This window comes from Rhodoferax sp. AJA081-3, assembly GCF_017798165.1.
GTDB lineage: Bacteria > Pseudomonadota > Gammaproteobacteria > Burkholderiales > Burkholderiaceae_C > Allorhodoferax.
This window is the reverse complement of record NZ_CP059068.1, coordinates 1,044,654-1,057,224: the sequence shown is the minus strand read 5'-3', so window position 1 is coordinate 1,057,224 and position 12,571 is coordinate 1,044,654. Positions and strand designations below refer to the sequence as shown.

The following is a 12,571-nucleotide window of genomic DNA, read 5'->3' as shown; positions in this document are numbered from 1 at the left end:
ATGCACAAGCTGCTTGCGCGCCAGATCAAGCGCGTCCTGGACGTCGATCCACTGTGTCTGCCTGCGCTGCAGCAGGAGTTCAATCGATTGGCGTCCAGCGGAGTGCTGTCTGTGCAGGCTGCACAACTTCTCCATGGTCTGCCTGTCTTTCTGCAGCGGGTGGATGAAGCTTATGCGCAGAGTGACCGTGACCTGGAGCTCAAGACCCGTAGTCTGGAGCTCAGCTCGGTCGAACTGACCCAAAAGAATGCCCGCCTGCGCGAAGATCTTGCCAGTCGCACCCGTGCCATTGACTCCCTGCGTGCCTCAGCGCGTGACCTCATGGCTTCTATCGACACAGACCAGACTCTGGCCGCTGACGATAACCTTGAGACCCTGTCTGCCTTGATGCGAGAACTGGTTACCCAGCACGAAGAAAGCCAGCGCGACTTGCAGGAGGCGCTGACTGACCTGGCTTATCAAAAATTTGCGCTTGACCAGCATGCAATTGTCAGCATCACCAACCTGGCCGGCGACATAACTTACGCGAACGACAAGTTTTGTCAGATCAGTGGTTATTCACGCGCCGAAGTATTGAACCAAAACCACAGGCTCATCAACTCCAAGACCCATAGCCCCGAGTTTTTCGCAGACATGTGGGAGCAAATCACATCTGGCATGGTCTGGCATGGTGAGATATGCAATCGCAACAAGGGGGGTACTCTCTACTGGGTGGCTGCCACCATCGTCCCTCTGGCCAATGACGCGGGTAGGCCCACGATGTTCATTGCGATTCGTACCGACATCACCGAGCGCAAGCGCATGGAAGCGTCCATGAAGGCGGCAGAAGCACGCCTGCGCCACATTACCAACACGGTGCCGGGTGCTGTTTTCCAGTGGCATGTCGCGCCAGACCATTACCGTTACACCTTCATCAGCGAGCGTGTGCGCGAGGTGTTGGGCTTCACGCCAGAAGAGTTGAAGCGCGACGCGACATTGACCACCGCGCAGATATTCAAGGAAGACCGCGCCCGAGTGGTCAGTGGTGTGCTGGATGCGGCCCGCAGGCGCGTTGTTTGGCGTGGCGACTACCGGGTGCGGTTGCAAGAGGGGGCTCTGCGCTGGATTCGTGCAGAAATTGATCCTGAACCCGACCTGGCAAGCGATGGTGCCACGGTATTCACGGGTATCTGGCAAGACATTACTGCGCTCAAAGAGGCAGATTCACGGTTGCGTGAAGTGACTGAAAATATCCCCGTAGCCGTATTTCAGTACTACGCGGAGCCCGACGGAAGGCTAAAGATCACCTTCATCAGCGACTCTATCGAAGCGATATGCGGTGTGCGTGCAGATGCCATTCTGGACACCACTGCGCTGTTGCTGGACCGCGTCTACCCTGAAGACCAGGATGTCTTCTCCACTGGGCTGGGGGTAGCGAATGCCCATGCCCAGGCGCAAGCGGTGGACTTTCGTATGGTGCATCTGCAAACCGGTGCCATCGTTTGGGTACACGGCGAAGCCCACCCGCGCCAGCTCTCCCATGGCGGTTGGGTCTGGAATGGCTATTTCACCGACATTACCGCTTCCAAGCAGGCTGAGGCTGAGCTACAAAAAGCCAAAGACGACGCAGAGGCCGCAAGCCATGCAAAGTCGGACTTCCTGGCCAATATGAGCCATGAAATTCGGACACCCATGAACGGCGTCATTGGCATGACGGAGCTGCTGCTCGATACCACGCTGGATGCGGAGCAACGGGAATACCTCAGCATCGTGAAGTCGTCTGCGGATGCGCTGCTACGGGTGATCAACGACATTCTGGATTTCTCCAAGATAGAAGCCGGTAAGCTGCTGATAGAACACATACCCTTCCATCTGGGCCATGCGGTTGCAGACACCCTGAAGTCGGTTGCTCTGCGCGCCAATGAAAAGGGTCTGGAACTCGTGTCTGACGTGGCAGAAGATGTTTCCATGGGTGTGCTAGGCGACCCAGGGCGTTTGCGCCAGATTCTGTTGAACATCATTGGCAACGCCATCAAGTTCACCGAAAGGGGCGAAATAGTGGTCCGTGTCGCCCATGCCAGTGCGCATGAGCGGCCAGCGACATTGCACTTTTCCGTGCGTGACAGTGGCATCGGCATTCCGTTGGACAAGCAACAGGCCATATTTGATGCGTTCTCGCAGGAGGACAGCTCGACCACCCGCAGATACGGCGGTACCGGCCTGGGCCTGACCATTTGTGCACGCCTGGTGGCGGCTATGGGTGGCCGTATCTGGGTCGAGAGTGTGCCGGGCCAAGGCAGCACGTTCCACTTCACGCTGCAAATGGATGTGGATACCAGTGCACCTGTGTTGCTGGCTCCCGTTGTGCGGTTCGCCGGAAGCAAGGCACTGATCGTCGATGACAACGCGGTCAATCGCTTGGTGTTATCGCGTACCCTGGAAAGTGAAGGGGTGATCACCCACACCGCGGCTAGCGGACAGGAGGCTCTGGACTGGCTGGACGCAGCTTCGCTGCAGGGGCATCCCTGCGATCTGATTCTGCTGGATGCGCAAATGCCTGATATGGACGGGTTTGCCGCAGCCGAACAGGTTGGTCGTATGCAGAAGTTGCGCAAGATCCCCATTGTGATGCTGTCCTCCGCAGGCGTGAAGGGCGATGCGCAACGGGCCAGTGACGTGGGCATAGTGGGTTACCTCAGCAAACCCATAGCACGGGATGAACTGCTGCAGGCGCTTGCGCGGGTGTTGAATGCAGATACCTCTCAACCCCAGGCGCTGGTGACCAGTCATCTCATCCGCGAGAGCCAGGTGCTGCTCAATGTGTTGCTGGTGGAGGACCATGTTGTCAACCAGAAACTGGCCGTGACCCTGTTGACGCGATGGGGCCACCACGTGGAAGTTGCTGCCAATGGCCAGATCGCACTGGATATGTTTGCGCAACATGCATTTGACGTCATCCTGATGGACATGATGATGCCCGTGATGGATGGGCTGGAAGCCACGCGGCGTATCCGTGCGATGGAGACCGACCGACATACCCCCATCATTGCCATGACCGCCAATGCCATGGAGTCCGACCGTGAGCGTTGCCTGGCCGCAGGCATGGACGAATACCTGTCCAAACCCATCAAGGCCCAGGAGTTGCAGCAGATGCTGCAGCATTTCTCGTCACCTCGCGCTCTGCGTCTGCAGACGCAGGCTGCTCTCCTTGCTGCAAGCCCACCCCCGTCGGCGGCATTCGACTATGCCCATGGCATTACGTTGGTCGACCAGGATGTGCTGCACATCATTGCTCAACCCTTTGTGAACCAGTGGCCGCAGGAGTTGAAAAGATTGCGCGACGGCCTTGCGCAGGGCGACCTGCAGTCAGTGTTGCACGTAGCACACGCCCTCAAGGGAACTCTGGCCATGTTTGGGGCGGAGCCGGCAGGTGCCTTGGCTTTCGAAATGGAGCAATGTGCGATCGCTCAGAACGCGGCGGGCGCTCAGGTGCGGCTGAGTTTGCTGGAAATAGAAATGGAGAAGCTGATCCCGGTCATACCTCTTGAAGAGACAAACTGACTAAGATGTCTCCATATTTAATGAGTACCTGTCCGTGGCCCATCAAGTACTGATCATTGACGACACTGAGATCAATCTCATTCTGTTTGCCGCGCTGGTGAAGAAGCTTGGTGATTGTGTGCCACACACCTTTGCGCAAGCCCGTGAAGCACTTGCCTGGTTGGTTGGTAATGATCCCGACTTGATTATTGTGGACTACATGATGCCCGATATCGATGGCCTGGAGTTCATGCGCTTGTTGCGCGAAATTCCCGGCCGGGATGTGGTTCCGGTTGTCATGATTACGGCCAATGACCAGAAGCAGCTGCGTTACCGGGCATTGGACCTTGGTGCCAACGACTTCTTGACAAAACCTGTCGATAAAGTGGAGTTTCTGGCGCGCACACGCAATATGTTGCTGGTGAGTGATGCGCGCAAACAACTGACGGACCGCGCCATGTGGCTGGCTGACGAAGTACGAAAAGCCACAGTGGAAATCGTGGCACGGGAGCGGGAGACTGTTTTTCGACTGTGCAAGGCTGCTGAGTACCGAGACCCGGAGACAGGTGCCCACATCTTGCGTATGGCCCACTACTCCCAATTGATTGCTCGTGGTCTGGGCTTGGCTTTAGAGGATCAGGAATTGTTGCTGGAAGCTGCGCCCATGCACGATATTGGCAAGGTGGGGATAGCCGACAAAATTCTGCTCAAGCCGGGGCGACTCGATGCAGACGAATTTGAGGTTATGAAGATGCATGCCGTTTTTGGCTACGAGCTGTTGAAGGGGAGTTCTTCCAAGGTCTTGCAAGCCGGGGCCGAAATCGCCCTTGGGCACCACGAGAAGTTCGATGGAACAGGTTATCCAGCGGGTATGCGGGGGGCGGACATCCCTTTATTCAGTCGAATAGTCGCTGTCGCTGACGTCTTTGATGCGCTTACTTCTGAACGGCCTTACAAAGAAGCATGGACCCTGGAAGCGGCGGTTGACTTTTTGGTCGCTGGCTCCGGTACTCATTTCGACCCACAGTGCGTTCAAGCCTTTTTGAACGCTTGGGAAGATGTGATGGAGATCCGCAATCGCTACCAGGAAGAAGCGGCGTAGTGCGTCTTTCCCTACCTGCATGCTCAAATTCTGCTATTAATATGATAGCTGTATGATTATGTTTCGCGGGGGCTGCAGGCCATTTTCACTTAAGAACCAACACCGGAATGCTGGCATGGGTCAGCACATGCTGTGTCTCACTGCCCAGCAGCAGGCGCTGAATGCCCCTGCGGCCGTGTGAGGCCATGACGATCAAGTCGCACTGGTGTTTGGTGGCGGCGGATATCAGTGCGTCGGACACCACGTCGGATGTGAGGGTGATGGCCTGGGTCTTCACACCTTTGGCGGCTGCGGTGTGTTTGACGGCATCCACCACCGACTGACCCTTGTCTGCCCATTGTTTTTCGACCCGCTGCATCTCTTCGGGTTGCAGCACCATGCCGCCTTCGAAGTAACTTTGGGGGTAGCGTGGTACCACCGATACGGCCACCAACTCGGCGCCACACAGTGCTGCCAGGTCTATGGCACTGGTGACCGCTTTTTGGGACAGTTCCGAGCCATCGGTAGCGACCAGAATTCGTTGGTACATGCTTTTGCTCCTTGCGAGTTGTAGGGCTCCAGCGTACTGCCCACGGCCGTGGCAGGGCTTGATATAGGTCAAGCGCTATGCGAACATTTCGCCGCACAATGGCCCCCATGCTTACTACCGCTACCGTGATCCAGGCTTTGCCCGTCGATCCGTCGTCAGCGGTCGTGCCTGCGCGGGACGTTTTGGCCCTGCTGGATGACCCGCAGGAGTGGAGCGCCTTCAGCCGGCCGTCTGCGCAGGAGCCGGGGTGCTGGGAGTCCAATGTGGTGATCGAAGGCATGCACTGCGCGGCCTGTTCGCTCACCGTGGAGGACGCGCTCAAAGCCGTGCCCGGCGTGCTGAGCGCCCAGGTGGGTGCGGCCAGCCACCGGGCCAGAATTGTGTGGTCGGCCGCACATGTGATGCCATCGGTGTGGATGCAGGCCGTGCTGGCCAGCGGCTACCGCGCCGTGCCGGCCAATGATGTGTTTGCCAGCGAGCGCCGCAAGCGTGAGACCCGCCAGGCCCTGTGGCGCTGGCTGGTGGCGGGGCTGTGCATGATGCAGGTCATGATGTATGCCTACCCGGCCTACGTTGCGCTGCCGGGTGACCTGAGCGGCGAGATGGAGCAGCTGTTGCGCTGGGCATCCTGGGTGCTGACGCTGCCGGTCATGCTGTTCTCCTGTGGCCCCTTCTTTCGCAATGCGCTGCGCGACCTGGCCCACGCGCGGGTCAGCATGGACCTGCCGGTTGCCCTGGGCATGGTGATCACCTTTGCCGTGAGCACGGTGGGTACCTTCGAGCCACAGGGTGTTTTTGGCCGCGAGGTGTATTTCGACTCGCTGACCATGTTTGTGTTCTTCTTGCTGACCGGCCGCTGGCTGGAGCTGCGTTTGCGGGACCGCACCGCAGGCGCGCTGGAGGCCCTGATGAACCGCCTGCCCGACAGCGTGGAGCGCCAGTTGCCCGACGGCCAGTTTGCCCGCGTGGCAGCCCGCCGCGTGCAGGTGGGTGATGTGCTGCGGGTGCACCCGGGCGAGACCTTTACGGCCGATGGTGTGTTGACGGTGGGTAGCACCCGCGTGGACGAGGCCTTGCTGACGGGTGAGTCCCGCCCGCTGGCCCGCCGCGTGGGTGAGTTGGTTTGGTCCGGCAGCCACAACCTGACGGGCACGGTGCAGCTGCGTGTGGAGCGCGTGGGTGCAGCCACCCGTTTTGCGCAGATCGTGGCGCTGATGGAAAGTGCGTCTGCCACCAAGCCCGAGGGCGCAGTGCTGGCCGACCGTATTGCCAAGCCTTTTTTGATTGCCGTGCTGCTGGCGGCCGCGGGCGCCTGCGCCTGGTGGTGGGGGCGTGACCCCGGCCATGCGCTGATGGTGGCGGTGGCCGTGCTGGTGGTGACCTGCCCCTGCGCCTTGTCGCTGGCCACACCGGCCGCCATGTTGGCCGCTGCCGGCAACCTGGCACGTGGTGGTGTGCTGGTGCGCCGCCTGCAGGGGCTGGAGGCCCTGGCCAAGGTGGACACGCTGGTGTTTGACAAGACCGGCACGCTGACGCGCGATGCCATGGTGCTGGATGCTGTGGAAACACGCGCGGGTGTGTCGGCACAGCAGGCACTGGCCATGGCTGCGGCTCTGGCGCAGCATTCACTGCACCCGGTGTCGCGTGCCTTGGTGAAAGAACAGGCCTCGCGTTTGGCAAGCACCCCACAACAGGGTGGTCAAGAACCCACCTGGACCTGTGAAGCCGTCACCGAAAGTGCAGGGGAGGGTGTGGCTGGTTTGGCGTACGGGGTGGGCCTGAATGCCGCCGAACCCAGCGTGGCGGCTTTGCGCCTGGGGTCGGCCAGTTACTGCGCGGTGCCTGCGCGTTGTGTACCCGGCTTGCAGGTCCATTTGCGCGACGACCAGGGTTGGCTGGCAAGCTTCATCCTGCAGGAAGACCTTCGCCCCCAGGCCGCAGAGGCCGTGTCTGCACTGAAAACACTGGGTGTTGATGTGTTGATGCTGTCGGGGGACGGATCTGTGTCCGTGGCCCGGGTGGCCGCCCAGGCTGGCATTACCCAGGCCCATGGTGCGTGCACACCCCAGGACAAGCTGAATGTCTTGCGCCAGTTGCAGGCCCAGGGCCACACCGTGGCCATGGTGGGTGATGGCCTGAACGACGGTCCGGTGCTGGCCGGGGCCCATGCCTCGTTTGCGTTTGGCCAGGCTGCTCCACTGGCGCAGTCCAAGGCAGATTTTGTGATTCTGGGCGAGCAGTTGATGGCTGTGGTGCACACACTGCAGTTGGCACGGCGCACCATGGCCGTGGTGCGGCAGAACCTGTGGTGGGCTTTACTTTACAACGCGGCCTGTGTACCGTTGGCCGTTGTGGGCCTGCTGCCAGCCTGGCTGGCCGGCTTGGGTATGGCCGCCAGCTCCTTGCTGGTGGTACTCAATGCCCTGCGCCTTGCGCCCAGTCGGGTCGCTGTTTTGCCCACGCCAAGAAAGGCTGTCTGATGGATATTCTGTATTTGCTGATCCCGCTGTCGGTGGTGTTGGTGTTTTTCATACTGGGCGGTTTATGGTGGGCCATAGACCGCGGGCAGTTTGAAGACATTGAGGCCGAAGGCGAACGTATTCTGAAAGATACCTGAATATTTTTAAGGTCTTTGGTGTGTGCTTGACCTGGGTCAAGGTCACCGAGCCCCTCACCAGCAAAAATCCTCCACAAGCTTCAACCCAAAAGAGAGAAACATGGCATTTGCAAATCAAAAAGCGACTGTTTACAACGATACGGTTGTGCGCCAGTTCGCCATCATGACGGTCGTCTGGGGCGTGGTGGGCATGCTGGTCGGTGTCATCATCGCCGCGCAGCTGACCTGGCCCGAACTCAACTTCGGCATATCCTGGCTCAGTTACGGCAGGCTCAGACCGCTGCACACCAACGCGGTGATTTTTGCGTTTGGGGGTTGCGGTTTGTTTGCCTCGGCTTATTACGTGGCGCAGCGGACCTGCCAGGTGCGGCTGTTTGGCGACAAACTGGCCGCATTTACGTTTTGGGGTTGGCAACTGGTGATTGTGGCGGCCGCCATTTCCCTGCCACTGGGCTACACCCAAGGCAAGGAATACGCCGAGCTGGAGTGGCCCATTGACATTCTGATCACCCTGGTCTGGGTGTCGTTTGCCATTGTGTTTTTTGGCACCATTGGCACACGCCGGGTTAAACACATCTACGTGGCCAACTGGTTCTTTGGTGCGTTTATTCTGGCCGTGGCCATCTTGCACTTGGTCAACAGTGCCGCCATTCCCGCGGACTGGATGAAAAGTTACTCGGCATATGCCGGTGTGCAAGACGCGATGGTGCAGTGGTGGTATGGCCACAATGCGGTGGGTTTCTTCCTGACTGCTGGTTTCCTGGGCATGATGTATTACTTCATCCCCAAGCAGGCTGAGCGTCCTGTCTATAGCTACCGCCTGTCCATCGTCCACTTCTGGGCGCTGATCTTCACCTACATGTGGGCCGGCCCCCACCACCTGCACTACACAGCGCTGCCGGACTGGACACAGTCGGTCGGTATGGTGTTCTCACTGATTCTGTTGGCGCCCAGTTGGGGCGGCATGATCAACGGCATCATGACCCTGTCGGGCGCCTGGCACAAACTGCGCGATGACCCCATCCTGCGTTTCCTGATTGTGTCCCTGTCCTTCTACGGCATGAGCACCTTTGAAGGCCCCATGATGTCCATCAAGACGGTGAACGCCCTGAGCCACTACACCGACTGGACCGTGGGCCACGTGCACTCGGGAGCCCTGGGTTGGGTGGGCTTGGTGACCATGGGCTCCATGTATTACCTGATCCCCAAACTCTTTGGCCAGAAGCAGATGTACAGCGTCAAGGCCATCGAGGTGCACTTCTGGACCGCCACCATCGGCATCGTGATCTACATCGCCGCCATGTGGATTGCCGGTGTGATGCAGGGCCTGATGTGGCGCGCCATCAATGCCGACGGCACGCTGACCTACACCTTTGTGGAGTCCGTCAAGGCGACCTACCCGTTTTATGTGCTGCGCTTGCTGGGTGGTCTGCTGTACCTGGGTGGCATGGTGATCATGCTGTGGAACACGCTGAAGACCGCCACCGCCGGACGTGCCGTGGATGTCAAGGTTCCCACCAGTGTGGCCTACGCCTGAGCGAATGCATTAGTGATTAGGAAAAACCATGGCTAACAACAACGAAAACTCTCCGTTCTCGCACGAAAAGATCGAGACCAACAACTTCCTGATGATTGTGCTGATCCTGCTGGTGCTGCTGGTGGGTGGTATGGTGGAAATTGTTCCGCTGTTCTTCCAGAAGTCCACCACCGAGCCGATCAAAGGCATACAGCCCTACACCGCCTTGCAACTGGCGGGGCGTGATGTCTACATCCGCGAGGGCTGCTACAACTGCCACTCGCAGATGATCCGCCCCTTCCGGTCCGAGACGCTGCGGTATGGCCACTACTCCGTGGCGGGCGAGTCGGTGTACGACCACCCGTTCCAGTGGGGCAGCAAGCGCACCGGGCCTGATCTGGCGCGCGTGGGCGGCAAGTACAGCGATGACTGGCACCGCACCCACCTGATCAGCCCGCGTGACTTGGTGCCCGAATCGAACATGCCGGCCTACCCCTGGCTGGAGAAAGCACCAGTCGATGCCGCCGGCATGGCCAGCCGCATGAAGGCCCTGCGCACGGTGGGTGTGCCCTACACCGACGCGCAGATTGCCAGCGCGGCAGACGATGTCAAGGGCAAAACCGAGCTGGACGCCACCATCGCCTATTTGCAGGTGCTGGGCCTGGCCCTGAAATAACAACCAAGGATTGGACTATGGAACTCGACATCAACACCCTGCGGTCCGCCGCCACCGTGGCCAGCTTTGTGACTTTCATTGGCATTGTGTGGTGGGCTTGGTCCAAGCGCCGCGCAGACGACTTTTCTGAAGCCGCAAAACTGCCGTTCGAGCAGGACTGAACCCAGCCAGAAGGATTAGAAAATGAGCGACTTTACAAGCGACTTCTGGTCGATTTATGTAGCCGGTATCACCGTGGTGAGCATACTGGCGTGCCTGCTGCTTCTGTGGTTCAGTGGCAAGGCACGTGCCATGACAGCCGATGACAACACCACCGGCCACGTGTGGGATGGCGATCTGCGTGAGATGAACAACCCGCTGCCACGCTGGTGGGCCTGGTTGTTTGTCATCACGATTGTGTTTGCCTTGGCCTACTTGGTCCTCTACCCCGGTTTGGGCAGCTACGCCGGCAAGCTGGGCTGGACGCAGGTGGGTGCGCTCCAAGCCGAGGTTGCCGCGGGTGAGCGTGAAACCGCTCCCCTGTACGCCAAGTTTGCTGCCATGACTCCGGAAGATATTGCACGGGACCCGCAGGCCCAGGCCATTGGCGAGCGCTTGTTCATGAACAACTGTTCGCAATGCCACGGTTCGGACGCCCGCGGTGCTAAAGGCATCCCCAATTTGACGGACGGCGATTGGCTATACGGTGGTGCGCCCGACAAGATCAAGGAGTCCATCACACTGGGCCGCGCTGGCAACATGCCCCCCATGGGTGCTGCCGTGGGCAATGGTGAAGACGTCAAGAATCTGGCCAACTATGTGTTGGGCCTGTCCAAAAGCCCCAACGATTCGGTGCGTGCCGCCCTGGGCAAAGAGAAGTTCATGGCCTGCGCAGCCTGTCACGGCATGGATGGCAAGGGCAACCAGGCCCTGGGCGCCCCCAACCTCACGGACGACATCTGGCTGCACGGCTTTGGCGAAAACGCTATCGCCGCAATGGTCAACAATGGCAAGGTCAACCAGATGCCGGCCCAGGCCGACCGCCTGAATGCCAGCCAGATCCAGGTATTGGCGTCGTATGTGTGGGGCCTGTCGAACAACAGCGCCAAACCCAAGTAAACACCCGCCAGAAAGACACAGGATTTGGACGATACCGCCGCCACGCCCCGCAAGGTCATCCACATTGCGGCGTCAAAGGACAAGAGCCCCATAGCTCCCCCAGCGGGAGCCGACGCGGAGATGGTGTCGCTGTACGAGGCGCACCAGAAGATCTACCCGCGCAGCGTCTCGGGTTTTTTCTCAAATTGGCGCTGGGGCATGGTGTTTCTGACCCAACTGGTGTTTTACGGCTTGCCCTGGCTGGAGTGGGGCCAGCGCCAGGCCGTGCTGTTTGACCTGGGCGCGCGGCGGTTTTACATCTTTGGCCTGGTGTTGTACCCGCAGGACTTTATTTACCTGACGGGACTTCTGGTCATCTCGGCGTTTTCATTGTTTCTGTTCACGGCGGTGGCAGGGCGTTTGTGGTGTGGTTATGCCTGCCCCCAGACGGTCTATACCGAGATGTTTCTGTGGCTGGAGAAAAAGACCGAGGGTGACCGATCTGCCCGTATGCGGCGGGATAGTGGCCCGCGCAATGCGGATTGGTTGCTGCGTAAATCGGCCAAGCATTTTCTGTGGCTTGTATTGGCGGCATGGACTGGTTTTACCTTTGTGGGTTATTTCACCCCCATACACGAGCTGGCAGGTGCGTTTGTTCAGCTGAAGATGGGCACCTGGGAAGTGTTCTGGTCTATCTTTTATGCATTTGCCACGTATGGCAACGCGGGCTTCATGCGTGAACAGGTGTGTCTGCACATGTGCCCCTATGCGCGCTTCCAGAGCGCCATGTTTGACAAGGACACGCTGATCGTCACCTACGACGAAGAGCGTGGGGAGCCGCGTGGTGCCCGATCGCGCAAGGCTGACCCCTTGACCCTGAATCTGGGCGCCTGTGTCAACTGCAGCCTGTGTGTGCAGGTGTGTCCCACCGGCATCGACATACGTGACGGGCTGCAGTACGAATGTATTGGCTGTGGTGCCTGTGCCGATGTGTGCGACGGTGTTATGGACAAGATGGGGTACGCGCCAGGCCTCATCAAGTACTCCACCCAAAACGCCGTCAACCAGCACTGGACCAAGGCCCAGACCCTGCGCCATGTGTTGCGCCCCCGCGTGCTGATTTATTCGGCCATTTTGGGCACGGTTGTGCTGGCCATGGTGGTGAGCCTTGCCATGCGCACCCCGTTCAAGGTGGATGTGGTGCGTGACCGTGGCATGCTGGCCCGCATGGTGGAGGCCGGCCGTATTGAGAACGTGTACCGGCTGCAGATCATGAACGCCACCGAGGCCGCACAAGACTTCAGCATCGGGGTTGAGGGATTGCCTGGGCTGGTGGTGGTGTCCGACAAGGATGTCAGCATCGACTCCACCCAGGCCCGCTGGGTCGCCGTACGCTTGCAACTGCCACCCGATGCTGCGGCCCCGGGCTCGCATACCATCCATTTTGTGATAACCGGCCCTGCGTCCTTGGGCCGTGTGGTCGAGAAGTCCGTTTTTATTGTTCCCCGTTAATGTTTAACCCTGCAGGAGGCTCT

At 59.4% G+C, this 12,571-nt stretch carries 10 protein-coding genes; 9 read left to right on the top strand and 1 reads right to left on the bottom strand.

What is annotated here, in order from left to right; translation table 11 throughout:
• Both HZ993_RS04915 and HZ993_RS04910 read left to right on the top strand, forming a co-directional pair.
• Window positions 1-3,540 carry a response regulator gene (locus tag HZ993_RS04915; RefSeq protein ID WP_209396147.1) on the top strand — a complete coding sequence of 1,180 codons (3,540 nt, stop codon included), beginning with the start codon at window positions 1-3 and terminating at the stop codon, window positions 3,538-3,540.
• A 34-nt stretch (window positions 3,541-3,574) separates the two neighbouring features.
• Window positions 3,575-4,621: an HD domain-containing phosphohydrolase gene (locus tag HZ993_RS04910; RefSeq protein WP_209396146.1), complete on the top strand. Its 1,047-nt coding sequence runs from the start codon at window positions 3,575-3,577 to the stop codon at window positions 4,619-4,621.
• Between the two features lie 85 nt (window positions 4,622-4,706).
• Here the strand turns inward: HZ993_RS04910 and HZ993_RS04905 are convergent, their stop codons facing one another.
• The gene (locus HZ993_RS04905; protein WP_209396145.1) at window positions 4,707-5,150 is read right to left on the bottom strand and encodes a universal stress protein; all 444 of its coding nucleotides are present in this window, start codon (window positions 5,148-5,150) and stop codon (window positions 4,707-4,709) included.
• Window positions 5,151-5,257: 107 nt separating this feature from the next.
• Between HZ993_RS04905 and HZ993_RS04900 the strand changes: the two genes are divergently transcribed.
• From HZ993_RS04900 to ccoG, 7 genes are all read left to right on the top strand, one after another.
• On the top strand, window positions 5,258-7,630 hold the full coding sequence (locus HZ993_RS04900) for a cation-translocating P-type ATPase (protein WP_209396144.1): 2,373 nt from the start codon (window positions 5,258-5,260) through the stop codon (window positions 7,628-7,630).
• Window positions 7,630-7,767 (top strand): cbb3-type cytochrome oxidase assembly protein CcoS, encoded by a 138-nt coding sequence (gene ccoS / locus HZ993_RS04895; protein WP_209396143.1) that lies wholly within the window; start codon window positions 7,630-7,632, stop codon window positions 7,765-7,767. The genes HZ993_RS04900 and ccoS overlap by 1 nt, the downstream gene beginning before the upstream one ends.
• 100 nt (window positions 7,768-7,867) lie before the next feature.
• A complete protein-coding gene (ccoN, locus tag HZ993_RS04890; RefSeq protein ID WP_209396142.1) occupies window positions 7,868-9,304 on the top strand; it encodes a cytochrome-c oxidase, cbb3-type subunit I in 1,437 nt (478 codons plus the stop codon).
• A 28-nt stretch (window positions 9,305-9,332) separates the two neighbouring features.
• Complete coding sequence (gene ccoO / locus HZ993_RS04885; protein ID WP_209396141.1) at window positions 9,333-9,959, top strand: cytochrome-c oxidase, cbb3-type subunit II; 627 nt, start codon at window positions 9,333-9,335, stop codon at window positions 9,957-9,959.
• Window positions 9,960-9,976: 17 nt separating this feature from the next.
• Window positions 9,977-10,120 carry a CcoQ/FixQ family Cbb3-type cytochrome c oxidase assembly chaperone gene (locus HZ993_RS04880; protein WP_209396140.1) on the top strand — a complete coding sequence of 48 codons (144 nt, stop codon included), beginning with the start codon at window positions 9,977-9,979 and terminating at the stop codon, window positions 10,118-10,120.
• 22 nt (window positions 10,121-10,142) lie between these two features.
• Window positions 10,143-11,057: a cytochrome-c oxidase, cbb3-type subunit III gene (gene ccoP / locus HZ993_RS04875; RefSeq protein WP_209396139.1), complete on the top strand. Its 915-nt coding sequence runs from the start codon at window positions 10,143-10,145 to the stop codon at window positions 11,055-11,057.
• 24 nt (window positions 11,058-11,081) lie between these two features.
• Complete coding sequence (gene ccoG / locus HZ993_RS04870; protein ID WP_371816963.1) at window positions 11,082-12,548, top strand: cytochrome c oxidase accessory protein CcoG; 1,467 nt, start codon at window positions 11,082-11,084, stop codon at window positions 12,546-12,548.
• The last annotated feature ends 23 nt before the right edge of the window (window positions 12,549-12,571 follow it).